The organism is Arthrobacter woluwensis, from assembly GCF_900105345.1.
Taxonomy (GTDB): domain Bacteria; phylum Actinomycetota; class Actinomycetes; order Actinomycetales; family Micrococcaceae; genus Arthrobacter_E; species Arthrobacter_E woluwensis.
In genome coordinates this window covers 1-22472 of sequence record NZ_FNSN01000002.1, presented here as the reverse complement: position 1 = coordinate 22472, position 22472 = coordinate 1, and the positions used below count along the sequence as shown (strand labels likewise).

27 protein-coding genes are annotated in these 22472 nt (G+C 63.5%); 14 read left to right on the top strand and 13 right to left on the bottom strand.

The annotated features are described in order from the left end of the window. Positions 1 to 303: 303 nt before the first annotated feature. From BLV63_RS00360 to BLV63_RS00345, 4 genes are read right to left on the bottom strand one after another with little or no spacing between them, the layout of a single operon-like run. Positions 304 to 870: a recombinase family protein gene (locus BLV63_RS00360; protein WP_066217114.1), complete on the bottom strand. Its 567-nt coding sequence runs from the start codon at positions 868 to 870 to the stop codon at positions 304 to 306. A 10-nt stretch (positions 871 to 880) separates the two neighbouring features. Beyond that, on the bottom strand, positions 881 to 1759 hold the full coding sequence (locus BLV63_RS00355; protein ID WP_074783861.1) for a Fic/DOC family protein: 879 nt from the start codon (positions 1757 to 1759) through the stop codon (positions 881 to 883). Further along, the gene (locus BLV63_RS00350; RefSeq protein ID WP_066217117.1) at positions 1759 to 1950 is read right to left on the bottom strand and encodes an antitoxin VbhA family protein; all 192 of its coding nucleotides are present in this window, start codon (positions 1948 to 1950) and stop codon (positions 1759 to 1761) included. Before BLV63_RS00350 ends, BLV63_RS00355 begins: the two co-directional genes overlap by 1 nt. A 28-nt stretch (positions 1951 to 1978) precedes the next feature. After that, the gene (locus BLV63_RS00345) at positions 1979 to 2176 is read right to left on the bottom strand and encodes an antitoxin VbhA family protein (RefSeq protein ID WP_074783859.1); all 198 of its coding nucleotides are present in this window, start codon (positions 2174 to 2176) and stop codon (positions 1979 to 1981) included. Between the two features lie 278 nt (positions 2177 to 2454). On the opposite strand from BLV63_RS00345, the gene BLV63_RS18040 reads away from it, so the two are divergent. Then, positions 2455 to 3363: a TIR domain-containing protein gene (locus BLV63_RS18040; protein ID WP_066217119.1), complete on the top strand. Its 909-nt coding sequence runs from the start codon at positions 2455 to 2457 to the stop codon at positions 3361 to 3363. A 26-nt stretch (positions 3364 to 3389) separates the two neighbouring features. Here BLV63_RS18040 and BLV63_RS00335 read toward each other — a convergent pair whose 3' ends face one another. Then, positions 3390 to 3623 carry a hypothetical protein gene (locus BLV63_RS00335; protein ID WP_066217121.1) on the bottom strand — a complete coding sequence of 78 codons (234 nt, stop codon included), beginning with the start codon at positions 3621 to 3623 and terminating at the stop codon, positions 3390 to 3392. Positions 3624 to 3661: 38 nt separating this feature from the next. Further along, complete coding sequence (locus tag BLV63_RS00330; RefSeq protein ID WP_066217123.1) at positions 3662 to 4150, bottom strand: hypothetical protein; 489 nt, start codon at positions 4148 to 4150, stop codon at positions 3662 to 3664. 125 nt (positions 4151 to 4275) lie between these two features. Here BLV63_RS00330 and BLV63_RS00325 point away from each other — a divergent pair, with 125 nt between their 5' ends. Continuing rightward, positions 4276 to 4488 carry a hypothetical protein gene (locus tag BLV63_RS00325; RefSeq protein ID WP_066217125.1) on the top strand — a complete coding sequence of 71 codons (213 nt, stop codon included), beginning with the start codon at positions 4276 to 4278 and terminating at the stop codon, positions 4486 to 4488. A 505-nt stretch (positions 4489 to 4993) separates the two neighbouring features. On the opposite strand, the gene BLV63_RS00315 is transcribed toward BLV63_RS00325, so the two are convergent. Beyond that, entirely contained in the window at positions 4994 to 5920 is a 927-nt protein-coding gene (locus tag BLV63_RS00315) for a hypothetical protein (RefSeq protein ID WP_139244591.1), read from the bottom strand. A gap of 382 nt (positions 5921 to 6302) precedes the next feature. Here BLV63_RS00315 and BLV63_RS00310 point away from each other — a divergent pair, with 382 nt between their 5' ends. From BLV63_RS00310 to BLV63_RS00290, 5 genes are all read left to right on the top strand, one after another. Next, on the top strand, positions 6303 to 6689 hold the full coding sequence (locus BLV63_RS00310) for a LexA family protein (protein ID WP_066217131.1): 387 nt from the start codon (positions 6303 to 6305) through the stop codon (positions 6687 to 6689). Then, entirely contained in the window at positions 6676 to 7971 is a 1296-nt protein-coding gene (locus BLV63_RS00305; protein ID WP_066217133.1) for a Y-family DNA polymerase, read from the top strand. Before BLV63_RS00310 ends, BLV63_RS00305 begins: the two co-directional genes overlap by 14 nt. A 16-nt stretch (positions 7972 to 7987) precedes the next feature. Further along, entirely contained in the window at positions 7988 to 8179 is a 192-nt protein-coding gene (locus BLV63_RS00300; RefSeq protein WP_066217136.1) for a hypothetical protein, read from the top strand. Between the two features lie 43 nt (positions 8180 to 8222). After that, on the top strand, positions 8223 to 8918 hold the full coding sequence (locus BLV63_RS00295; protein ID WP_066217138.1) for an SOS response-associated peptidase family protein: 696 nt from the start codon (positions 8223 to 8225) through the stop codon (positions 8916 to 8918). A 254-nt stretch (positions 8919 to 9172) separates the two neighbouring features. Beyond that, positions 9173 to 9730 carry a hypothetical protein gene (locus tag BLV63_RS00290; RefSeq protein ID WP_139244590.1) on the top strand — a complete coding sequence of 186 codons (558 nt, stop codon included), beginning with the start codon at positions 9173 to 9175 and terminating at the stop codon, positions 9728 to 9730. Between the two features lie 130 nt (positions 9731 to 9860). Here the strand turns inward: BLV63_RS00290 and BLV63_RS00285 are convergent, their stop codons facing one another. From BLV63_RS00285 to BLV63_RS00265, 5 genes are all read right to left on the bottom strand, one after another. Continuing rightward, a complete protein-coding gene (locus BLV63_RS00285) occupies positions 9861 to 10199 on the bottom strand; it encodes a hypothetical protein (protein ID WP_066217142.1) in 339 nt (112 codons plus the stop codon). Next, on the bottom strand, positions 10199 to 10831 hold the full coding sequence (locus tag BLV63_RS00280) for a division plane positioning ATPase MipZ (RefSeq protein WP_066217144.1): 633 nt from the start codon (positions 10829 to 10831) through the stop codon (positions 10199 to 10201). The genes BLV63_RS00285 and BLV63_RS00280 overlap by 1 nt, the downstream gene beginning before the upstream one ends. A 131-nt stretch (positions 10832 to 10962) precedes the next feature. Continuing rightward, positions 10963 to 12606 carry a hypothetical protein gene (locus BLV63_RS00275; RefSeq protein ID WP_254780405.1) on the bottom strand — a complete coding sequence of 548 codons (1644 nt, stop codon included), beginning with the start codon at positions 12604 to 12606 and terminating at the stop codon, positions 10963 to 10965. Positions 12607 to 14020: 1414 nt separating this feature from the next. Further along, positions 14021 to 14755 (bottom strand): MBL fold metallo-hydrolase, encoded by a 735-nt coding sequence (locus tag BLV63_RS00270; protein ID WP_066217148.1) that lies wholly within the window; start codon positions 14753 to 14755, stop codon positions 14021 to 14023. Between the two features lie 4 nt (positions 14756 to 14759). Continuing rightward, positions 14760 to 15005, bottom strand: coding sequence for a hypothetical protein (locus BLV63_RS00265; RefSeq protein ID WP_139244589.1), 246 nt, complete (start codon positions 15003 to 15005; stop codon positions 14760 to 14762). Positions 15006 to 15123: 118 nt separating this feature from the next. Between BLV63_RS00265 and BLV63_RS00260 the strand changes: the two genes are divergently transcribed. Continuing rightward, positions 15124 to 15855: an SDR family NAD(P)-dependent oxidoreductase gene (locus BLV63_RS00260; protein WP_074783857.1), complete on the top strand. Its 732-nt coding sequence runs from the start codon at positions 15124 to 15126 to the stop codon at positions 15853 to 15855. Continuing rightward, complete coding sequence (locus tag BLV63_RS00255; protein WP_139244588.1) at positions 15845 to 16903, top strand: hypothetical protein; 1059 nt, start codon at positions 15845 to 15847, stop codon at positions 16901 to 16903. The genes BLV63_RS00260 and BLV63_RS00255 overlap by 11 nt, the downstream gene beginning before the upstream one ends. A gap of 51 nt (positions 16904 to 16954) precedes the next feature. Here the strand turns inward: BLV63_RS00255 and BLV63_RS00250 are convergent, their stop codons facing one another. Next, positions 16955 to 17335: a hypothetical protein gene (locus BLV63_RS00250; protein ID WP_139244587.1), complete on the bottom strand. Its 381-nt coding sequence runs from the start codon at positions 17333 to 17335 to the stop codon at positions 16955 to 16957. Between the two features lie 149 nt (positions 17336 to 17484). Between BLV63_RS00250 and BLV63_RS00245 the strand changes: the two genes are divergently transcribed. The 5 genes from BLV63_RS00245 (at position 17485) to BLV63_RS00225 (ending at position 22343) form a co-directional block, all read left to right on the top strand. Next, the gene (locus BLV63_RS00245; RefSeq protein ID WP_157412739.1) at positions 17485 to 19743 is read left to right on the top strand and encodes a hypothetical protein; all 2259 of its coding nucleotides are present in this window, start codon (positions 17485 to 17487) and stop codon (positions 19741 to 19743) included. 265 nt (positions 19744 to 20008) lie between these two features. Next, positions 20009 to 20581, top strand: a complete 573-nt coding sequence (locus BLV63_RS00240) for a hypothetical protein (protein WP_066217158.1) — start codon at positions 20009 to 20011, stop codon at positions 20579 to 20581. Positions 20582 to 20654: 73 nt separating this feature from the next. Further along, entirely contained in the window at positions 20655 to 20837 is a 183-nt protein-coding gene (locus BLV63_RS00235; protein ID WP_139244585.1) for a hypothetical protein, read from the top strand. Further along, the gene (locus BLV63_RS18560; RefSeq protein WP_074783855.1) at positions 20830 to 21468 is read left to right on the top strand and encodes a class F sortase; all 639 of its coding nucleotides are present in this window, start codon (positions 20830 to 20832) and stop codon (positions 21466 to 21468) included. Before BLV63_RS00235 ends, BLV63_RS18560 begins: the two co-directional genes overlap by 8 nt. Before the next feature lie 80 nt (positions 21469 to 21548). Beyond that, the gene (locus BLV63_RS00225) at positions 21549 to 22343 is read left to right on the top strand and encodes a hypothetical protein (protein ID WP_066217163.1); all 795 of its coding nucleotides are present in this window, start codon (positions 21549 to 21551) and stop codon (positions 22341 to 22343) included. Positions 22344 to 22472: the final 129 nt, after the last annotated feature.

Sequence of the window (22472 nt, the reverse complement as noted above, 5' to 3'; positions counted from 1 at the left end):
GAGCAGGCGCCGGCTCTTTGGAGGCAGGGGCCTGCCGGCGGGCCGGGCTCCTGGTCGGAGCCGGGGCGCCGTAGCGGCCGGCGAGATCTCCACCGAAAGCTGGCTCCCCTGCCGGCGAACCTCAGCCAGGGCGCCCGGACGTGTCGCTGGCGGCCGCACGCTACGTGTCGCGTGGATCCGGCGCCGACGTTTCCGCCGGATCTGTCGTGTCGCGACGTGGTGGACGCGTCGCGCGCACCAGGTGGCGACACCTTAGGGCGCCGTCGCGGACGGCGAGCTAGCCGGCGCCGAGGGGACCGCCGGCTAGCTCGCCGGCTGCTCCTGCCCGATCGCCCGGCGCACGGAGGCGTCGCTGATGCCGAGGGCTTCTCCAATACGGCGGTAGCTCAGGCCGGCCTCTCGCATCTGCCGGGCCTGGTCCTGCCGGTCTGTGGTGATGACGGAAGGCCGGCCGCCCTTGCGGCCGCGCCGAGCGGCGGCGGCCAGGCCGTCGCGGGTCTTGCGGGAGATGTCGCGGCGCCGGTCCTCGGCCAGGGCCAGGGCCATGTCCAGCAGGAAGCTACGTTCGGTGTGCTCGCCAGCGGCGATGCCCTCCAGGACCTTCACTCGCACGCCGCGGGCGAAGAGCTCCTGCAGCATGATCAGACCCTCCAGGAGGTTGCGGGAGAGCCGGTCGACCTCCACGACGGCGAGCATGTCACCCTCGCGCAGCTCCGCCAGCGCGGCGACCAGACCGGGCCGGTCCTCGACGGCGAGCTTGCCGGACACCTTTTCCTCAAAGACCCGCCAGCAGATCGGATCCAGGACATCGTGCTGACGACGGGTGTCCTGTGCGTCGGCGCTGACCCGCACCAGACCGATCAACGCCATGGTGTGCTCCTCATCGTGTCCTCCCCTGCCCGGGGCCTTCAAGGCCCCGCTCGGTCGACCGGCTCTCCGGGGCCGGTCCACTGTCTGAGATCTCGTGGCCGGCAGGCTTGTTCCAGGCCGGCGTCTTGGGGAACGAGAGCCGGGCCAGATCCCGCATCTTCTGCAGCTCTGGATCCAGCGGCGCCGGCGTGATCGCCGTGGTGCCCTTCAGGAGGACTTCGGCCAAGCGGTCGTTGCTTCCGGTGGCCTGGCTGTAGAACCGCGCCCACACGAACTCATCTCGAAGCGGCGCCCCGGGCACGAACGCGCCGGCATCCAGGCGGTACCCGGCGTTCTCGGCCAGCTGGGCGAAGAACACGAACTGGGTTCGGGTGTTACCTTCCCGGAAGGGGTGCACCACGTTCAGCTCGCCCCAGATCTCCGCGAGCTCCACCGTGAACGATCCGTGATCCAGGCCGCGCAGGAAGTCTTTGGATTCCAGCTGCCGGAACTGTTGCGCCGCGGCGCTGGCCAGTGGTTCCCCGGCCGGGTAGTAGGCATAAGCGACTTCAGGTGCGCGGAGATCTCCGGGGGCGTAGTGCACCACATCGGGGCCGCTCTTAGTCATCCACTCCCCCACAGGCACCTCACGCTCGGTGCCGGCCCAGTCGTAGACGTCCTGGAACAGGTGGTGGTGGATTGCTTTGAGGTGCTCGTAATCGAAGGCGCCCTCGATCGGGTGCTCTGCGAGCTCGACCATGCGGGCGTGAGTCGCCAAGGTCTCCAGGAGCTCCAGCCGGTTCTTGTCCGGTTCCCCGTAGGGTGCCTCCGCCGTGGTGAACTTGTTCCTTAACGTATCCGTGCCCGGGATGAAGTAGTCATCCCAGGCACGGTAGCTCGAGGTGGTCATTACGGGTGCTGGATCAGTTCGCGTCCCTGTCGGATAGCTTCCTCAGCGGTGATCTCGTGGGCGGCGACGCGGCGCGAGAGTTCGCGCAGTCGCGGATCCGTCAGAGCATGCCCAGCCAGGGCCAGGCCCGCATCGGCAAAAGCCATGCGTTCCTCGACCTGCTCCTTGGTCGTGGCCAACGTGCGTGCCATAGCCGAACCCCTTTCCTTGCCTCTAAGTCTATTCAGCGACTCCGCCAAGCCCATAGCGGGCACGAGCTCGAGCTACCAGCTCGTCCGAGTCAATGCCGCCAGCAACATACTCTTCAGCATCCGCCAGGCCAGCGGCACTCACAGTGAGACCTTCCATCTCCACACTATGGCGTGCTTCCGCGATCCGGCGCCGCCGTTCACCCTCGGTAATGCCCGGAGTGTGCATGCGATGCCCTCTCGTTGCTCGACACTCCATTCTATCAAAAATGAGTCAAAAACGATAGATTCAATGTTCTGACGCAAAGTCTGAATGACGCACGTTTCTGACGCATTACTCGGGCCGCTTGGCGCGCCCTTCGGCGCGGAGGGAACCGGTGCGCCAGAAACGAACGATTACGGCTCGACTCGAACTCACACCCCCGGCCAAACATGCGAGTCGCAGGTTGTCGGGCGAAGACCTCGAATATGAACCACGAGACTCCCGGACCCGTGAATAATGGACAAATGAGTTTTACCCTTGACGATGGCCCCACGACAAACACTCTCGGCGCGCTACTAGTAGACGCCTTTGCCGAGTTCTGGGAGCAGGGCGCCGGACCGAACCATTCCGCTATTGATCGCAAGATCACTGCGGCCGGGCTTGCTCAGCCTGAGGGCATGACCAAGGAACAGAAGATCATCGACGCCTTCACGAGAGCAAACGACAAGCAAGCGGAGAGACTCATGCGGGGCTTACTTGAAGCGCTGCGAAAGCACGCCATGGGCCGGTATTCCGAGGGTCCGATCGGCGAGGGAACAGCGTGGAACAGCCTACGCGAAGCAATAGAGTCCGCAGGATTCGCGCTAGATGAGAACTTCAAACTCTCGGCCTTCCCGGCTATCACGCCTTCCCCGGCAACAGATCAAGCGCCTAAGTCCTCGCCCAACACGAGAGAGGCCCTAGTGCCAGCAAAACTGGAACGCGGCGAACGGAAGCCGAATGAGGTTCCGAGAGAGATCTTCCTGGTGCACGGACACAATGAAGCGCTCAAGTATGAAGTCGCGCACTGGATCATCGAACATGCTGAAGTCAAACCAATCATCCTGAGTCAACAACTCAATTCGGGCCTGACGTTGATTGAGAAGTTCGAGTCGTACTCAGCTGATGCAGCCTGCGCGGTCGTCCTCATGACCCCCGACGACATAGCTCATGCCAAACGCACCCCCGGCGTCTCGGAGGAACGAGCTCGTCAGAACGTTGTTTTTGAGCTTGGGTACTTTTGCGGGAAGCTCCGTCGACAGAATGTCATCGTGATGAACTTCGGGGTGGAGCTGCCCGGAGATATCAAAGGACTGGTGTACATCGGAAAGGACCAGTGGGAACTCAGCCTCGGTAAGGAACTTGCCAAACTTGGGTTCACCGTGAAGTTCTGACCCCGCAATGAGTCAGAAACGACCGTTTATGAACGCCTCAGCAAGCGGCGGACCGAGCCACGCAACGCGGCCAGGCCGCGACGAAACTTCACGTGCCCGGTCGGTTGTTCGAGCAGGTGCTTACGCCCGCCAGGGTAAAGCTGGACGACGTTTCCGCCGATGAGGTGCACGTCGATCCCGAGACCCTTCGGCCACACCACGATCTTCGCTATCAGCTCGCCATAGTCCCGGCGAGCTTGGAATACCAGGTCATCGCTCATTCGCAGGTCCTGTCTGAATCGATCGATCACGGCGCGGTTCAGTCCAGCGACTTTCGTTTGAGGATCGCCTGTACCCGCTGCTTCTTCAATCCCAGCAACTCCGCCACTCGGGCCTGCGACCACCGCCGGCCCGCCGGCAGACGCTCCGCCAAATCCGAGATGAACTGCGCCCGCTCTCCCAAGACCAAACGCCGCTGACTCTCGTGATACTTGGCAGTCTCATCCGCCAGCAACGCCCAGGCCACAGCCTCTTCCTCCGTTCGATACAGCTCCTTCACTCCGCCCCGCAACATCTCCGGGAAGCGCCCGAACCAGTCTGTCCGCGCGGCCACGACATCCTGTGGAGTCCAACCATGACGGGCCAGGACCACGGCGTCATCGGGAAGCTGAGTCCGGTAGCGCATGACCGCCTGCCACTGCTGATGCGTCCCCTCCGGCAGGTCCGCCGCCTCCCACCCCCTGCCCCACTTGCGCCAGTCAATCTCTCCCCCGGCAAACGCGTGAGCTACGGGCACTTCCTCGGCCATGACCAGTCCTTTCGACAACAGGTGTTGTCGCTGGTGGCAACAATAGCTATTGTCCGAAGCGGCTTCATAGACCGATAGTGTCGTCCCGATAATGGTTCCAAGGAGTAGGGACGAGGAGGTCTGCAATGAACAACATCGAGTCAAACTACGGCGGACACTTGAAGCGCTGGGTGCTGGAATGGTGCGAAGGATGCAAGTGCCAGGTCGATCTTGGCCCCGGCGACCTGACTGAGGATGGCGTGATTGAGGTCCGCACCTGCGAAGATGGGCACCGGGTCGAAACCGAGGCGCGGTACCGGGCCCCGGAGAGCGAGTCCACCGAATTCGGGATCCGCTAACACTTAGCCGAAACCCCTATGCGTGGTGGCCGTCAGGAGATCCTGACGGCCACCACGCATTCGACCGATAACGACGCGCCCGGGCGGACAATTCAGACCGGGCAATTCTTTACCTCGGCAAGCCCTCATAAACGAGAACAAAGTGGGGTCGCCCTGTCGCGGGTGGTCCGTGAGGTCCTGAAATCGCGCGCCTACGGCTGCCACACTGATGGCTCCACGTATCGAGAGGACCCACGATGCACCACCCGGTAGTAAGCGTCACCTTGGAAGATGCTGCGAAGCGAGTTCGTCACCTCGGCATTACGAGGGAGGACATCGAAGCGGCTGTGAGACAGGATGGGGGCCTTAGCCCCATCGTCATGGCTAATCAACCCCTTCGGCTCTGGATCAGCGACCTCGACGAGTGGGCTGCCGCCTGGACTTCATGACAGCGGCGACCAGCAGCGATGGAGCGGTGGCCGCAAACGACCGATTAGGGAGCTTGGGTCAGGAACGGCGGACTAATTCAGTCATCCTCGGGGATCAGCATGCACGTTTCGCCGTAACTGACCGTGATTCGAAAGAGGACTTCGGCGAGATCTCCAGGGGAGATTTCGCCAATGAGTTTCCGAATGCGCTGAGCTTCACTACCCAGAACCTCCTCATCGTTTACTTCCGCCGCAGCAGCGTAATCGGTCGCTGCCTCTGCGAGCCGGTCCACGACATCGATCAGCGGATCCGCCGATCGTGCCTGCCGGTCAGCTTCAGCCCGTGCATCTGATCGCGCCTGCTCCCGAGCCTGCAGCATGATGATCAGCGGCGAGCGTGCTTCACGGTCCCAAAATTCAAGTAGCCCCGCGGACCCACCAGTGGTGGAAACGGCTCTCCCTGCCACCGCGGAATCCAGTTTGCTGGCGGTGCGATTCCCCGCCGCATCGGGTTCCGAGAGTCGCCAGATCTCGAACCACGGCTCTCGGTTGGCACAGGGCGCGAAGGTCGCCAAATACCTCGCCCGGTTACGCGATCTTGGGCTTTCGAATTCCGCCCACGCCTCGTAGGGCATGTTCCTGCTGGCCTCCAAGTGGATCCGCCCATCGATGATCCACGAGTACGACTTGCCGTCAGTGAAGGTGGGAACAATCCCTATAGGGCTCCACTCCAGCACAGGATGCGAGGCTGGTTCACCACCGTCATGGAGTCTAGGCTCTGGATGCAGGTACCGCTCCAGCTCGCTAAAAAGTTGACGAGCGTACCCCGCCGGAGGGAAACCCTCAACCTCAGACGGGGGAAGATCAACAGTGAGAACGGCGACGTGGTGACTTCCAGGCTGCCGCAGATGCGAGTTCTTGTCTTCGACTGCATCGATGCGGTCCGCGCGGACAGGAAAGTCCAGCTCCGGGTGCTGATGGCACACGGCACGATACGTCTGGCCCGGTTGCTTCTCTGTGCTCATGCTTTCTCCCTCAGTAGGTGGTGGCGGCGTGCGAGGCATTCTATGGATATTCACGGTCAAGACGTTCGCGAACATTATCGTCGGCTGAACTGTCAGCCGCGAAGCGGACAGGAACGTGCCGCCCAGCCTAAGGGACGGCACGTTCCCACTCCGGGTCTAGTTGCCGTCGCACCAGAACCCTGCGGGTTCCTGGGGGCGTCGCCGCCGCGCGGTGCCTCCGCTCGGGAATTGGGTCCCCATCCACTGTCGTTGGGCGCGACCGAGTGGGGCCGGGCTGGGTGATTCGATGTCAGACCGCGCCGCGTAGAATCGAATCTACGTTCGGTCATGTGGGGCAGATAGGCGGAACGTTAGAACTAAGTTTCGATTATTGGAGCACCGCATGAGCGTCTTCCCTCTGCCCAGCCAGGACTACTTTCATGGGGATCACACCATCGGTCGGATCCTGGTGCGGGATCCTGCGGCGACGCATTTCATGCGGGTCAGGGGCGAGGCGATGGAGGCGGCAGGGATCTCTGATGACGACGTCCTGGTAGTCGACCGCTCTCTCCGTCCGGCTCACAGGGACATCGTCGTGGCCGCCCTCGACGGTGAGTTCATGATGAAGCGCTTGATCGTCCCGCGACCTGGTCTAGTGCTTCTGCAGTCCGCTTCTCCCGGGGTTCCGGCGATCCCGGTGACACCCGATCGTGAGCTGTCGATCTTCGGTGTGGCGCCGGTGGTCCTGCACCAGCTCGGGAACCGGAGGGTCCTCAGTGTCCCCCGTTGACCCCCACCCGGCCCTCTACGCGCACGTTGACGTCAACAGTGCCTATGCGAGCTTCGAGCGGGTTCTCTCGCCTCAGCTGGAGGGCGTGCCGTTGGCGGTGCTGTCCAACAATGACGGGTGTGTGGTGGCTGCGGATGCCTTGGCGAAGGCTCGCGGGATCGAGCTGGGCACGCCCTGGTTCCAGCTGCGCCCGATCGCTCAGAAGATCGGCCTGGCCGCCGTTTCCAGCAATTACGAACTGTATGGGAGTTTGAGCCAGCGCTGCATGGAGGTCCTGAACAGACACGCTCCCACGAGCCAATACAGCATCGACGAGGCGTTTCTCCTACTCGGGAAACGCGCTGCGGAACAGGACCTAGAAGCGTTCGGCCGGCAGGTGAAGGACGAGGTCCGCCGCCTGGTCGGCGTCCCCGTGTGCGTGGGAATCGCACCGACGCTCACGCTGGCGAAGCTGGCGAACAAATGGGCCAAAAAGTCGGCCACGTTCGGTGGCGTGTGTGTCTGGCAGGACACTCCCCCGCGCTGGCGTGAGCAGCTGCTCGAACGCCTGCCCGTCTCCCAGCTCTGGGGCGTGGCCGGGCGGCTGGAGAAGCGCATGAACGCCCTCGGAATCTACACCGCCGGCGACCTGGCCGCAGCGAACCCGGTGAGGATCCGGGAGCGGTTCAATGTGGTGGTGATGCGGACCGTGCTGGATCTGCAGGGGGTGCAGGCCGTGCAGCTCGAGGAGGAGCGCAAGGGCAAGGACCAGTTGATCTTCAGCCGGTCGTTCTCGGATCCGGTGACCACAACCAAGGACATGCGCCAGGTCCTCTCCGTCTACGCTTCCCAGGCCGCGGCGCGCCTGGTCAAGCACGAGCAGGTCGCGAAGGTCCTCACGGCCTGGGCGGGGACGTCTCCGTTCGCGTCCGCTCCGGTGCAGTGGCCCTCGGTCACGGTGCCGCTGCCGGCGCCAACATCGGACCCAGTGGAGCTCACCCGGGCCGCGCACCGGCTCCTGTCCAGGATCCAGCCCAGGGCGAAGTTCGTTCGCGCCGGCGTGATGCTCACCGACCTGCGCCCGGCCACCGGGCAAGGCGCTCTAGAACCGTTCCGGTTCGTCCACGAGGAACGCGGGATCGCTGATCTTGTCGACAAGATCCAGAAACGCCACGGCACCGAGGCCGTAGGGCTCGGCTGGGCCGGCATGAGACCGGGACCAGCCTGGCGAATGAAACGCGACATGCTCACACCGAGAGCCACCACGCATTGGGACGAGCTCGCCGTCGTGAAGGCCAGCTGAAGGGAGAATAGAGACCATGCAGGTGTGGCTTACGATTAAGGACCAGGAAGGCCGGGAGGCCTCCCCCGAGGTCTTCCAGTACGTCGAGGGCGAAGGGCCCGACTACTCCTCGGCGCTGGAGGCCGCCCGGGCGGCCGTGCCGTCCGGCTCCGTGGTGATCTCCATCCGCACCAGCAACACCTCCAAGGATCCCCGCACGGGATCCTGAGGGGCCTTTCCTGGCCCTACGGGGCAGGCATAGGCTCTGAGGCATGTGCGGGCGATACGGACGCGGGTTCACGGCCCAGCAGCTGGAAGACGAACTAGACGCAACATTTGTCGAAGCGGACCGGTGGAGGCCCACGTACAGCTTTGTGCGGGGTTTCTCAGCTCCAGCGCTGACCGCCGCCGGCGGAGACTCCGACGGTGCCGCCCGGGAGCTGTCCCTGACGCCGTGGGGTATCAAGGGCGCCGTGTTCCAGAAGCCGGAAGTGATGTCGATCAACGCCCGCGCGGACTCGGTTTTCAGGGTCCAGCGCTGGCGTGAGCTGTACCGGGGCGGGCATACGGCCTTGATTCCGATGAGTGGATACGTTGAATTCGTGGAACCACGTAAGGGTTTCAAGGTTCCGGTGTTCATCCATGACGACGGCGCCCCGCTGCTGACTGCGGCCGGCCTTGTCGACCCCGACGAGGGGTTCGTGATAGTGACGATGGATGCCTCCCTCGCCGCCGGCGAGGTCCACACCAGGCAGCCGATTTTCATCCCGGAGGATCTGCGTCAGGACTTCTTGACGATCGGTGCCGGCCCGACCCGGGCAAGGGCGAGAAGGACCCCTGGAAGGAGCTGCTGGCCGCGCTCCAAGACTTCTCGCGCACCGAGACAGAGCGGCTGCAGTTCCATGCGATCTCCAGGGACTACAACAGCCCGGCGAAGCTCGGCCGGCGCCTCTCGGATCCTGAGTTGATCGCTCCGGATCCGGAAATGCAGCACATCATCGACACCGAGCAGTTCACGCCAGCCCTCAGTCCGAAGGAACGCGCTGCCGCGAAGAGGGCCAAGTCCTGACCGCCACCGCAGCTGTGGCCGGGAGGACAACGAGTAAGGGTGGTCCCTTCGTGCGGGCGGCCGGGTGTCCGTCCCGACACGTGCGCGGATCCTCGCCGGCCGTCGTAGTCGACTGGCTATGGCTGGGGATTTGAGGGGCGATAGGGTTCTGGCATGGCGAATTGGTTAAGGACGATTTTTGGGGCGCGTCAGAAGGCCGGTGTGGGCTTTGTGGTGAGGAAAGCTGGACCCAAAGCGATCGAACAGATGCAAGCACGCGCCGCTGAGGTCGACCCCGACCGGGTGCGTCAGGAGCGTCCTGAGTTGTTCGAGGAATGGAAGGCCGGCGCGCTACTCCCCCGCCGGTGCACTCTGGTCCTGGACGCCGTCCAGGCTGAAGGCGCATGGGTAGACGCTGCGTGCGGTGCCGCTGAACCCGAGGTCGATCTGTGGGAGGCCGGCCACCTCTACCCGTCCTGGGAGAACACCGTCCGACTCGCCGCCCTGACCGGAACCCCGTTGGAAGTTCTTCTGAGCCGCGAGCCGATGGGGCCAGACACATCATTCGCCAGGTGCGGCAACTCCTTGTTTGGCAAGGAGCTCCGACAAAGCTTCCATCCTGCCCTTGTCGAGCTCACGGTCGCCGCAGATCCTGGCCACGCCTCGATGAGTGCAGCATCCGCCATCATCGAGGCCGCCTTCAAAGAGCGCTTCAAAGCGCTGATGGGATAAGGCGTTAAAAGCCCCACACCCCCGCTGGAGGTGTGGGGCCGTGGCCGTGAGGATAACCGCACTAGCAAAGTGCTATCAAATCACTACCAATTTGGTAGCGCAAAAGTAGCACTTTGCTAGCAAATTGCTACTAACCGTCGTAGGAGTCGCGGACCTGCTCTAGCCCGATGCGGAGCGCTCGGAGCGCCATGGGATGCTTCATACGCCCTTCGAGTTGGGCTACTTCCACGAGCAACTGCATGAGGGCCGGGTCGTCGTCGAACCTGAGCAGCATTGTGCGGGCGTCGGGCTTGGATCGTCCGTCGGCGCGCCCTGGGGTCGCGCGAGGTCGGACGACGGGTGGTCCCGACTTTTCGACGGTAGCCGCCTTCACTGCCGCTAGTTGTGGTTCGGCTGCATCACCGAAGGCTTCGATCGCCTCGCTTCGTTCACGTTCCGAAAGGGCGCTGCCGCGCTTCTTGAGTGCCATCAGCTCATCAGCTCCTCGGCCAGGTTGCGGATCTCGTTCTTGGCCTTCGCGTTCTTCCATTCGACAACCCCAAGCCCCTCCCCCACGACGTCTCGGTACGCCTTGCGCTCATACAGGACCGTCCGCATCGGTTCGATTGCGGGGAAGTCTTTGAGGTATTCGCGGGCGTCGTCGCTCTCCGTCTCCCAGGCGTTGGTGGGCACTCGGGTGAGCATGCCGCGCACGCGCAGGCCGGGGTTGAAGTCCCGTGCGGCCTCGATGAGGCGGTCAACCGTGGCGAGGGTGTCGAGGTCGAATTGGCTTGACTGGGTCAAAACGAGCAGCTGGTGAGCTGCCGTCATGGCCGTGCGCATCTCCTTGGAGTCCTTGCCGGCGACGTCGACCAGAACGACGTCGTAATTGCTGTCGAGTTCCTTAAGGGTCTCGTGCAAGCTGTTCAGCTTCTCAACCACGAAGATCCGCGGCTCGTGGCCCTGCTCTTCCCGGTCCTCACCCCATCGTGCGGTCGACCGTTGACGATCCGCGTCCACCACGGCGACATTCCAGCCGCGGTTAGCGAGCTCAACTGAGAGGTTGGTGACGGTGGTCGACTTGCCGACGCCGCCCTTTTCGCTTCCAATGACGATGATCATGCTATCAAACTACTATCGAAACAGTAGCAATGCAATAGCAACATGCTAGTACTTTGCTAGTGCTTCGATACTTATTCGCTAGCATAATACTAGCGCACTGCTAGCATTATGCTAGCTGTGGGAAACTATCTCTACGCCGCGGCCCAGAATGCTGGCCGGAGATCGTCGGCTGGGGGGAGCCAGTATTCATCTTTCTCATGGTCATAGAGGTCGGTGGGGGAGAGGTCTCCGTTTTCGGGGTCGTGGCGGGCCAACCAGTCGTGCCAGCGGCGCCGTTGGAGACGATAGAGCCGGATCTGTTCGGCGACGTCAACGTCAGCTCCGAGCTGTATGGCCAGGCGCCTAAGGTTCGTCGTGTGGGTAATGGCCCAGCTCATGTCTGCCCGGCGGTGGATCATGCCGAGCCCGGTCATGGTGTCCAAGGCTTGGCGGACTGTGCCTGCAGAGATCCTGGTGGTCCGGATGAGGTCGGCGGTGGTGGGGGAGTAGCGGGCGCGCTCAATCGCCTCGAAAACGAGTGCTGCGTGGTCCCCGAGCACTCGGAAGACAGGCCTCACGCCATAGGATCGGCCGCGGCGCCACGAGAGGCTGGTGGCGAGCTCTTGGTGCTTCTCAGGCAGATCCACCACGTACAAATCAGCGTTCTTCCCGCGGCCGTCCGCGACCTTAGTCAGGACTCCGTCGCTGGTAGCCGCGAGCCGGTGCAGCAGTCGTGCGATCGTGACGTGGCTTTTGCCCATCGCAGTGGCCAAGCTTCTCACTCCGACGTCGATCACCTGGGTCTCTTGGGCTCTGCAGAAACCAATGACCGCGCGCAGGAGCAGCCGAAGGGAAGTTCCTTCACGGCCTTGTCGGGCCAGCCTGTCGTCCACGGAGCTCTCAATGACGTTCTCGACGTCGTTGAGTAAGTGACGGATCGCTTCGGATGACTTTTCGCTGTCGGAGGTTAATGCCCCCCCCGTGGTTACCGGCTTGCTTGTGTTGCATTTATGACCATGCTTCTGCCGGCGTGCTTGTCCGGCGTTCTTCTCGGACGTCCACGCCACGGCTTTGGCCCATTCGGTGGGCAGGAGCCTGGTCAGGCGCTTCTCAGAGCCGTAAAGGCCCGGTAGGCCCTTGCACTGGTCCTCGAGGCCGGCCAGGACGTCGGTGTAGGACCATCCGGATCCGGCGAGGTGGTTCAGGACCGCCATGCGGGCCTCGGAGTCACTGGGGTATCGCGCCGTGTCGTACAGGCCGCTCCTGGCGAGCAGGCGCAGCGGAGACAAGGCGCCGGCGGCCGGGAGGGCGGTGCTGTGACCGGCGGCCGCGCTCGACACCTCAGCGGTCATCAACCGAGTCGCGGTCTCCCGCCGGCGTGCTTCCTCGGCGCCGCGGTGCAGCTCGGGAGCGAAGGCGCGTTGGAGCGCGCGGATCCCGACGGCTGGGTTTCTGACCTTCAGATAGTGGTAGGCAGTGTTCAGGGAGCCGACGAGGACCTGGTGGCCACCGCGCTTGTGTTCGGATCCGGGAACGCGGATGCAGCCGTGGGCGCCGGTCTGGTGAGGGCCGGCATCCAGGCTCGGGCAGCGACGTCCGATCGCCTCGACGAGTTCGCGGGCCTCGGCGCCGTCCATGCGTTCCTGCAAAGGGATGTAGAAGTGCCGGCCGCCGGAGGTGGGGGAGTAGTCCTCCACGAACAGCAACCCCTTGGTTGTCAGGAGGGTACGGAGCAGCTGCGCGTCAGCGTCGACCACGGCCTGGGACGCCTTCGAGGTATCCAGATCCAGAGCCAAGGTTGCGACGGTCCCGTCAGGTCCTTGGAGCATGACCGCAGCCGGGCGTGCCGGCCGCCGGGCGCCGAGGGGGCGAGTCTCGGACTCCGGGTACTCGAACTTCGGCCCCCGCCAGAAGCCGGCGCGGTACTTGGGAGTACCTGCAATCAGGGGAGCCAGAACCCACAGCTGCTCTGGAGTTGGTAACGGTGTAGCCGCAACTGCGATATCAGTGCTTGCACTGTCGGTACCGGTAGGTACACTAGACATAGTTTCTTTCTTGGTCGAGGGAACTACAAAGGGACCCACCCGCAAGGGAGGGTTTCGATACCGTTACCGCTTAGTCGCCAAACTTGAATCGGTAACGGGAGACTTCGATAGGCCCCGGCATTCGTGCCGGGGCCTTCGTCATTACGAGGCCACTCGCAGCGCCCCTCTCGATGTGTGTTGCACAGCTGCGGTTTGGTGAGGGTTGGCTGCGGCCAAAGCTTCCAGGTCGATAAGATCAAGGAGCTCCAGGACACGGTCGGTTGTCCAGCGTCCAGCACGGGTGCCGGTGATCTCTGCGATCTTCTCGAGTTTTTCTTCGTACGCCGGGGGCAACTGGACAGCTACAGTGCGAAAGTCGCGTACGCGGGTGCCAGCAGCGGCCCTCGGCCGTCCGGTGCGCTTCAACTCAGCCATAGGTCCATCCTTCACCGAGTTTTGTTTAAAACCAGCCATGTCCGTCGGCGTGTCGCCCGCTACCCTAACTTCGACCTCAATTGGTCTATCGATCCCTCATGACTTGGGGACATCTCGATCAAGGGCCCGGAGAATCGGTGAGATGAACTCGTGGTACGCATCTCGGACGATCGAGTCGGCCTCGCTCGTGCTCATTGGCGCAGGGTGATTCGCGACAGTTCCGGTTACGAGTTGGGGGAGGTAGCGGGTTTCTATGTCTCGTAGGAAGGCCGCCTGACCGCACCCAACGAAATTGACGCCTCTGTCGTCGTCCGCCATGAGACTAGCGAGCGGTACGCCGGTTAGTGCCGCCAGCCGGACGATGTTCTCCCATGTGGGGTAGAGGCGCCCAGCTGTCCAGTAGCCGGCCTCGAGGCCATGTGCGCCACAGGCTTCTGAGACCCATTCCCCGGTCGCCCGGGCCTTATTGAGCGCCGCTGCGCAACGCCAGGGACGCAAGGTCCCAGCTGTCCAGGCTGTGAACAGCTCGGGATGATCGGCTGCTACTTCGTGAGGGTCAGCGGCAGCAGCTTTCGCGCGCATCGTGCGAATCTGCGCGGGGCTGGCCCAAGCCTGTGGTTCCGGGACTGCGGGTAACCCTTGGGTAGCCGGGCGGATCCGGGCGGTTACGTTTTTGATCCAGCTCATCTGTTCACCGTTTCTGGGGAAGTGGGGCGTGGCGCTGATTCCGACGCCGCGGGGGAGAGGTTCGTCATCGGTTCCAGACCACGCCCCCGTGGCCCGGAATCACGATGTCGGCGTTGAGGTCTTTGAGGCGTTTCAGGCTCTCTTTGGCTCGCCGATGGTTGTGCGCAAAGAACTTCGGCAGGGTCCTAGCGAGCCCTGTGCGGGGTAGGAGCTCATGGTCGGTGACGAGCGCGTCTCCGGAGACCAGGATCTTCCCGTTGTCGGTGACGAAGAGGTAGGCGGCTGAGCCGGAGGTGTGGCCGGGAACGTGGATTGCTTGCGGTGATCGCGGCAGCGCCAGGACCTCGGAGTCAACGAAGGTGTCTGTCGGCTCGAGGGAGATGTCGCCCAGAGCGCCGTGTTTCACAATGTTGCGGAGCCACCTGAGCACGCGTGGGCGGGCAATTCGAAGGAGTACCTCTCCGAGGGTCACCTGCTCTCGTTTTGGCCCTCGCAGGTTGGATACTTCCTCTTCGTGGCACCACACGGGCACGTCGAACTCGTTCGCGAGCCAGGAGATGCCCCCGATGTGGTCGACGTGCCCGTGTGTGACCAGAATGCCCTTGCAGTGCTCGGGAGCGCAGCCGAGCTGAGCCAGGCTGCTCTTTACAGTGTCCGCGTCACCTGGGTATCCGCCGTCGATGAGTAGCCAGTCCGGAGAGTCGGGATTTCTCACGATGACCCAGTTCGACGCGGTGCCCTCCACTACGTCGAACCCGGGGAGGACGGTGGTGACGGATGGGCTCGTATTTTCGGGCATCCGGCTACGCTCCCAGTCCGGCCAGGCTGAGCAGGGGGTGCGGGTTGATGACGAGGTAGCCGCCGGCGCCGACTGCGATGATCCCCGCGGCTAGCAAGGTGTTGAATGCCGCTTTGAGCCCGTCTTCACCGGTGGCTTCGATGTCTTGTCGGAGCTCGTCTTCAGTGTGGGGGCAGGTTGTGGCGAGATGTCGTAGGAGCCCTGCTGCGTCTTTGGTGTAGAGCTTGGTCGTTCCGTGTACTTCAGTCATGTCGTTTACTCTTGGGTCAAGAGCGGACAGCCCGACCGCCATCGCGGGTCGGACTGGAACCACCGCTTGGATTCAAGCGGCAGAACAAGCGCCGCCAGAGTAACAGATTGGGGAAACAGTGAGTAGTCAAGTCGGCCGAACGGTTCTGGTTGTGGGGGCCAGCAGAGGAATCGGCGCGGCGATTACTGAGAAGTTCCTGTCAGAAGGGTTCACCGTCGCAGCGACGACGAGGTCGGGAGAGGTGCCCGACGGAGCCCTGGCCATCACGACAGATCTCCTGAGTCCGGAGGGAACTGCGGATGGTGAATCAATCAAAAAGGTTGTAGAAACTGCAACCGAACTGTTGGGAGGCGCAATCTCCCATGCAGTCTTCAACGCGGGTATCACCCGCGATAACCTCCTGCTCCGAATGAGAGAGGAGGACATTCGGGCAGTACTTGAGACAAATCTGGTGGCGCCTATGCTCTTTGCGCAGGCGATGCTCAGGCCCATGTTGAAGCAGAAGGGCGGTTCGCTGACGTTCGTGACGAGCATGAGCGCACGCTTCGGTGTGCCTGGTCAGACGAACTACACGGCCGCGAAGGCTGGGCTTGAGGGCTTCGTCCGCTCCTTCTCGAAGGAGTGGATCGGGCGCAAGATCAGGGCCAATGCCGTCGCCCCGGGTCCGACGGATACGGCGATGTACGACGCCTTGAACGATGAACAGAAAGCAGCTCTGCTCAAAGACACCCCTATCGGGCGCCCAGCGACTCCAGCGGAGATCGCAGACGTTGTTTTCGGAGTCTCACAGTTTACGTACCTCTCCGGGGCCTCCGTTCCTGTCTCAGGAGGCGGTGGTTATGGCTACTGAATCGGGAAGCAACCGGCAGTACCACGCCACGCATGGAAAGTGGATAGTGGCTGACGGCGTTCCCGATAGCCCACTGGGCCTTCTCAGTATCGGTGACCAGTACTTTGGGGGCGAATCCCTCAGAAGCAGCTTGGACAAGGTGGGGGCCGCTCTCCTGATCAAGGCCGCCAAGAAGGTCCGTGAGAACCGAGAGCCGTTGGATACGACTTCCACATGGGAAGGAGGTACTGTCCGCGTCAAGGTGGATCCAATCCTTGCCCCGATCTCCGGAACGACGGTGGGGATCATGGGTATCATCACCGATCCTTCCGCGCCACTACCACCCCGCCCGGAAGTAGGGGTTGTTGAGTGGAAGGTCGAGACTGACACCAAGCGGCTCCTTGAACAATCGTGGGATGCCGGGATGTTCGCTTTGTATGAGAACGCCCAGCCGGTGGGGAGCATCGCTCAGTGGATGAACCAGAGTATTTCGCCGAGAGGCCGAGATGTTTTTGAAGGTGCGATTCGCGATGGGATGGACATTCGAGACACCAGGTTCCTGGTCAAGTACTACATCTTTCCAGGCGGTGGCCGGTCTCGGGAGAAGCAGCTGGAATTCTCCGGATGGACAGCTGATGATCCGGATGAGTCATCGTTCTTCTGGCTACGGGGGATCGCTCGGGAAGCTCGCAAGGGAACTCCGATCATCCGGCCCGTCACCGACACTCTCACAGGGGACCTCTATCAGAGAGCGGCCAGCCTGGCCGCGGAGGACAGCCTCTTCATCCGAATCGACAGCAAGACGTGGGACCTGTACTTCCCTATCGACAACTGGGCCACTTTCGGGTTAAAACGTCCAACGACGCCGTCTCTGGCGGACGTTATGGCACCTGAGTCTTTCCAGGAGCTCCAGGCGGGATCTAAGGTCGGCGCGGAAGGCGTCCTCGACCCAGCATTCATGTTGGGGGACAACGGAGACTGGAAACCATTCCGGTTCCGCTGGATCCGTCTGACGAACGTTGGCCCAGGAGAGCAATTCATCATGGCTCACCTGCGACCAGATGCCTGAGAGCATGAAAGAGGGGCGGACAGCAGTTGCTGTCCGCCCCTCTTTGTTGCTTTATCGACGGAAATTCTCGTCGGTGAATCCCTTGCCTAGCGCGAAATCTAGCCATGCCTGGACGGCGGATTCATATTTTTCATGGTCAAGGTAGTACCGATTGACGCCTCCCTGACTGGGGACCCGATCGACCTTCACCGTCAGCAGACCGCGTTTTTCTGCTTCGATCAGCGTCGCGTTGATCGTCCCCATCGAGACTCCAGTCGCGTCCGCGATCATCGCCTTCGTGACACCCTCGCGTCCTTCAGCAGAGTTCAGATAAGCCATGACACTGACTCTCAAGCCCGTGGACAGCAGCGCCATCGCGGTCTCAGCTTCGGCTGACCACGAGTCATGACTAGGGGGGACGATCTTTGGCACATCTGAGAACTTAGCAGACACGGCATACTCTTCCTGGACGGGTACATAGACAATCTACGCACATCTGTTTATTGATTATGCGTCTAGATATAGGTAGGGTACGCGGTGGAGCTGCCTCGCAGCCCATGAAGACTCCGACTGGAGTCCGAACGCTCGACCAAGGAGAAGCCTTGAAAGTCCAAAGCAAGCCTCGTTTGGGGGCACGGCGTGTGATGTCGGGGGTGGCCGCTGCGGCGGTCCTCTCGGGTGTCGCATTGGTGGGGGTGGCGCCGGCGGCGAATGCCGCGGTGTCCAGCTACAACAACCCGGCCCCGGGCGCGTCGCTGCCGAATGGTGATCAGAATGCAGCGACGGGCCAGATTTACAACGGCAGTGGGGGAGGGGCCTCGGTCACGAACGTCGTGCTGGGCTCCTACTGGTTGAACAACGTCCGGACGTTCTGCGGTGAGTTCGGGGTGCCGTTCGATGCCTCGGGTACCTGGAGCAGGGGCCAGGACAGTTCGCAGGGCGCGGCCCGTATGGCCTGGATCTTCGCGAACTATGCCTCGACGTCGGAGAACGATGCGGCTAAGGCGTATGCCAGCCACATCTACTACGAGGGCAACCAGGACCCGATCCTGACCTACCTCGCCCAGACCCCTGAGGGTGCTGCGACGAAGGCGCTGGCGGATCAGATGTGGGCGGCCTCGGCCGGTCACACGGGCAAGTACAACGTCAAGCCCCAGCTGGTGCTCTCGGATGCGAAGTCCGGCACCGTGGAGAACACCCAGGTCAACTCGGCCACCGGCACGGTCGCCGCGCAGGTGACCCTCACCCTCTCCGGTGGTGCGGTGTTCGACTCGACCGGGAAGAATGTCTGGACGGGCGCGGCGGGGTCTTCCCCGGCGTGGCACGCCACCCAGACCGGCCCGGTCGTGGTGACTGAGGAAACTCAGAACCTCGTGGCCGGCTGGTTGGAGACCTACTCCCAGCCGGGCAAGCAGAAGCAGCTCGCCTCCCCGGGCGTGACGAAGGTCCGGGGAGTCTCGGCCGACGTCCAGGCCACCGTGTCCTTCCAGCCGCAGGCGACCTCCACCGCCGTGGTCGAGGTCAAGGCAGGGGAGACCCTGACTGACGTCCTGCACGTCTCGGCCGCCGCCGGGAGCCCCTGGATCCCCGGAGTGACTGCGAAGTTCGACGTGACCTGGTACTACTCGCCCACGAAGGTGGAGCAGAAGAACATCGCTACCGTCCCGGCCGGTGCGACCCCGTTCGCGAAGGGTCAGGGCACTGCTACCAAGGCCGGCGACATCACCGTCACCGCGGACAAGAAGTCCGACAAGGCCGGCTGGTACTACCCGGTCGCGTCCTTCACGAAGAAGAACCAGCCTGCCGATCAGCAGGAGTTCTTCATCGGGGACTGGAAGGCACCCTTCAACGCCGACGGCGAAGAGACCCTGCAGAAGTTCACCCCGCAGGTCGTCACCAAGGCCGCGGACATCAAGAACGGCGTCGTCACCGACTCCGTGAGCGTGTCCGGCAACTACCAGGGCCAGACCCTGACCGTGGTCTCAAACCTGTACCTGACGGCCCAGTGCAAGGCTGACGCTGCCGGTACCGACAAGGCCCCGGCGGACGCGCAGCTCGTCGGCACCGTCAAGACCGACGTCAAGGGCAACGGCACCTGGACCACCCCGGGACTTTCGGTCCCGTGGGATCTGGTGATCAAGGTCTGGGAAGAGAACAAGGGCGAGGGCTGCCTCTACTGGCAGGAGACCGTGGCCCCCACAGCCACCACCACCGGCTGGACGGGCAAGCACCAGCTGCCCAACGAGACCGTGAAGCTGACCAAGCCCACGATCGTCACCAAGGCCTCCGAGAACGGCACCGTGCCGGTCACCGCCCACGACACCGGCGTCCTCTCCGGCACCGTGCCTTCGGGTGAGGGCGTGGTCGTGGAGACCAAGGTCGATCAGTTCAAGTTCGACAACTCCACGGACGGTTCCGCTCAGGCCGTGTGCCTGAACCCGTCCTACACCTCCCAATGGCAGAAGGTCACCGGTCCCGGGAACATCACGTACCCGAGCCACGAGATCAAGCACGAGGGCACCTACGGCTATGTCGAGACCTTGAAGGTCACCGTGACCGACAAGGACGGCAAGGCCACCGAGAGCATCCTCCACACCGGTAAGTGCGGTGAGAAGGACGAGATCGTGATCGGTTTCGCCCCGAACAAGCCCGTCACCCCGGAGAAGCCGGTCCTGCCGAACGCGCCCAAGCCCGTGGTCCCGGCCAGCGTCGTGACGCAGCCCGAGGTCCCCACCGGCCACGCCCAGGCCGAACCGACCAGCAACCTCGCAGGCCCGGCCGCCGGTATCGGCGCGGGCGTGCTGGCTGCCCTCACCGGCGTGCTGATCATGGCACGCCGCCGCAAGACGGCCGATAAGTAGTCCTCCCTGCTGATCGGCTCATGAAGGAGCGCGGGGAGGCCCCCTCGACCAACACTCTCCCCGCGTTCCTTCACCCCCTTCAACGACTCCCCACCCCCAACACCGGGTGCGGACGCCAGGCAGATCACGCACCACACTCCAGGCGCTCCGCACCCGAACCTACTGAACACCCTCCATGCGACACCAATCCCCAGTTGACAGACATAGAAGCGTCCTTAAACCACCGATCACAACAGATGACCACCACAGAAAAAGGAGGGACCTCATGACTGAAGCAACAAGTATTGAGCTTGCCCGGCTGAGGCAGACGGGGTACCTGTACCAGTCCACGGATTATGTTGAGGCGTTCAGCGTACCGGCTCTGAGACTGGCCGAGCGGCTGTGGGAGGACGTGACAGGTTTCCACAACGGCCCGTACTTTCTGCCCGAGTCCAGCCCCTTGCCGGGCTGGTTCCTGGCCGCGGTTCGAGGGTTCCCGATCCGGGGTGTGGAGGCTGGGTGGCCGCAGTTCGCCCGGTACTGGGACCCGATCAACTGGCCGGCCCTAGTCTCGGAGCACCCGGAGGGATTGGTCTGGGGGAAGCCCGAGCACGCTGCGATGTACACGCAACTGTGGGACTGGGGCACCCGTGAAGGTCTGGCTCCTTGGCTGGATGTGTTCCTGTTCGTCTCTGCCGATGCCCGAATCGAAGTCGCTGTGTCCTCTTTCGGTCTCACCACCAACCAGCAGCTCACAGACGCTCGGATCGCCCGGGAGGTCGAGGCGATCTTCACCGCACACGGCTTTGCGGATGCCTGGCGCTTCGATGATTCACAACCCCAGTGGGAACTCGACTAACAAGCTCCGCACACCAGGAGGAAAGCAATTGACTGTCACACCCAGCGTTCACCAGGCTGTCTGCATTGTTTCAATGACCTTCAGCGTCATCGCCGGCATCGTTAGTCTCGCAGGCCTCTTCTTGGGCTTCACCGACGCCATCTATCTGCTCAGCATGGTCCTGGCCGGCGCCGTCCTGCAGCTCGTCGGGTCAGCCCTCGCCCTCATTGCAGGGCGACTGAATGTGGTCCCCGAGCTGGGGGCTGAGCATGAGTAACGGGCACGCTCCCCGGCACCTGAACCGCTCGACAACGACGTCGCGGCGTAGCGTTCTCGGTCTCCTGCTGCTTGGGGGCGGCCTCGTCGGCACCGTCGTCGGCGCGTACTCGTACCTGACGGCCACGGCCCCTGCAGAGGCGGCCCGCCCCGAACCGGCGGCACCGTTCACGGTTGCGGCCGGCGCGGCGTTGACGCCGATCAAGGCCCCGGCGAACAAGCCCGGGAAGAACACAGTGAGCATCCCGTCGCTGGGCTTGGAGCTGCCGTTCATGCCGACCGGCACCACCGGCCCGGGCGCGGGGCGCATGGTGATCCCGGAAGCCCCGGAGATCGCCTGGCTGAAGAGCACCTCCCCGTTGACCGCCATGCAGGGGACCACGTTCTTGGCCGGGCACGTCGACCACGCCGACGGGTCCCTGGCCCCGATATCGGAGATCTCCGGCGTCGCTCCCGGCGCGGCCGTGTTCACGGTCGACGCCGACGGAGCTTTGCGCTCGTGGCGGGTGACAAGCCTCGCCACCTACACCAAGACCAAGCTCCCACTGGGCTGTTCATCACCACCGGCCCCCGCACCCTGGCCCTGGCCACCTGCGGGGGACCGGTCATCACCCTGCCGGACGGGTCCCTGAACTACCGGGACAACACCGTCATCACCGCCGTCCCGGCCTAACAGATTCACTCACTCAACACCTTTGGAGGAAGGTTCACCATGGAGCACCAGGCAGAAACCCCAGAAACGGAACCGCAGCCCAGCCGCCGCGCCAAGAGGATCGTGACATTCGGTATCCCCGCCGTGGTGATCGCAGGGGCGATCGCCGGGATCCTCGTGGCCACCAACCAGCCCACGGCCGAACCGGCCGCGGTGGCGACATCGCAGGCCCCGGTGGCCACGCCGTCGACCACGACGGCGTCACCGTCCCCGAAGCCCACCGCGACGAAGAAGCCGGTCGCGGCCAAAGCGAAGGCCAAGCCCGCCCCGAAGAGCACGGCATCCGCGGCCCAGGCCCCGGCCGCCGGGTCGGCGACGTCGCAGTCGCAGCCTGACACCGGAACCGCTGAGGGGCAGATCCCGCAGGCCGGCGCACCGGCCCAGGGCAGTAGCGGAGGCTCCGGTACCAGTGGTTCCAACGGTGGCGGCTGGGTTCCGGCACCGGCGCCCGCGGCGCCCGCTCCCAAGCCCGCGGCGCCTAAGCCTGCCCCGGCGCCGGCGCCCGTTCCGGCGCCGCAGCCGCCGGTTCAGGAGAACCATTACCCGCCGCAGACGCTCTCTTCGATCAATGCGGCCCGGATGGGGCTGGGAGCTCCTGGATTCGTGCCCTTCACGGGCGGGTGCGTCCAGGTCGCCTCGGCCTGGGGCAGCACCCTGGACGGCGCAGAAGGGTACGTGATCCACCCCGGGGTGGTCGGGTACCAGCGGGCCGGGATGAAGATCGCCGGCACCTTCGCCCTCGACGGCCAGGTCAATGGACGCTCCGGCACCCTGACCGTCTACTCCTGCCCCTAAGCCCGCAGGTGTTGCAAATCCCGGTCATTGATCACCAAGCAAGGAGGAGGAGGAAAACACGGTGGAAGCTCATGTGTGGCAGTCGCGCAGACTCCCTTCCGGGAGCAGCAGGTGGATGCTGTCCAGGCC

Bases quoted from the DNA above. Each gene is read 5' to 3' on its own strand.
- BLV63_RS00335 (WP_066217121.1), bottom strand. From the start codon at position 3,623: ATGAGCGATGACCTGGTATTCCAAGCTCGCCGGGACTATGGCGAGCTG.
- BLV63_RS00280 (WP_066217144.1), bottom strand. From the start codon at position 10,831: ATGATCATCGTCATTGGAAGCGAAAAGGGCGGCGTCGGCAAGTCGACC.
- BLV63_RS00225 (WP_066217163.1), top strand. From the start codon at position 21,549: ATGGAGCACCAGGCAGAAACCCCAGAAACGGAACCGCAGCCCAGCCGC.
- BLV63_RS00235 (WP_139244585.1), top strand. From the start codon at position 20,655: ATGACCTTCAGCGTCATCGCCGGCATCGTTAGTCTCGCAGGCCTCTTC.
- BLV63_RS00270 (WP_066217148.1), bottom strand. From the start codon at position 14,755: ATGCCCGAAAATACGAGCCCATCCGTCACCACCGTCCTCCCCGGGTTC.
- BLV63_RS00285 (WP_066217142.1), bottom strand. From the start codon at position 10,199: ATGGCACTCAAGAAGCGCGGCAGCGCCCTTTCGGAACGTGAACGAAGC.
- BLV63_RS00310 (WP_066217131.1), top strand. From the start codon at position 6,303: ATGAGCGTCTTCCCTCTGCCCAGCCAGGACTACTTTCATGGGGATCAC.
- BLV63_RS00240 (WP_066217158.1), top strand. From the start codon at position 20,009: ATGACTGAAGCAACAAGTATTGAGCTTGCCCGGCTGAGGCAGACGGGG.
- BLV63_RS00290 (WP_139244590.1), top strand. From the start codon at position 9,173: ATGGCGAATTGGTTAAGGACGATTTTTGGGGCGCGTCAGAAGGCCGGT.
- BLV63_RS00330 (WP_066217123.1), bottom strand. From the start codon at position 4,150: ATGGCCGAGGAAGTGCCCGTAGCTCACGCGTTTGCCGGGGGAGAGATT.
- BLV63_RS18040 (WP_066217119.1), top strand. From the start codon at position 2,455: ATGAGTTTTACCCTTGACGATGGCCCCACGACAAACACTCTCGGCGCG.
- BLV63_RS00325 (WP_066217125.1), top strand. From the start codon at position 4,276: ATGAACAACATCGAGTCAAACTACGGCGGACACTTGAAGCGCTGGGTG.
- BLV63_RS00315 (WP_139244591.1), bottom strand. From the start codon at position 5,920: ATGAGCACAGAGAAGCAACCGGGCCAGACGTATCGTGCCGTGTGCCAT.
- BLV63_RS00255 (WP_139244588.1), top strand. From the start codon at position 15,845: ATGGCTACTGAATCGGGAAGCAACCGGCAGTACCACGCCACGCATGGA.
- BLV63_RS00355 (WP_074783861.1), bottom strand. From the start codon at position 1,759: ATGACCACCTCGAGCTACCGTGCCTGGGATGACTACTTCATCCCGGGC.
- BLV63_RS00265 (WP_139244589.1), bottom strand. From the start codon at position 15,005: ATGACTGAAGTACACGGAACGACCAAGCTCTACACCAAAGACGCAGCA.
- BLV63_RS18560 (WP_074783855.1), top strand. From the start codon at position 20,830: ATGAGTAACGGGCACGCTCCCCGGCACCTGAACCGCTCGACAACGACG.
- BLV63_RS00345 (WP_074783859.1), bottom strand. From the start codon at position 2,176: ATGCACACTCCGGGCATTACCGAGGGTGAACGGCGGCGCCGGATCGCG.
- BLV63_RS00295 (WP_066217138.1), top strand. From the start codon at position 8,223: ATGTGCGGGCGATACGGACGCGGGTTCACGGCCCAGCAGCTGGAAGAC.
- BLV63_RS00350 (WP_066217117.1), bottom strand. From the start codon at position 1,950: ATGGCACGCACGTTGGCCACGACCAAGGAGCAGGTCGAGGAACGCATG.
- BLV63_RS00300 (WP_066217136.1), top strand. From the start codon at position 7,988: ATGCAGGTGTGGCTTACGATTAAGGACCAGGAAGGCCGGGAGGCCTCC.
- BLV63_RS00360 (WP_066217114.1), bottom strand. From the start codon at position 870: ATGGCGTTGATCGGTCTGGTGCGGGTCAGCGCCGACGCACAGGACACC.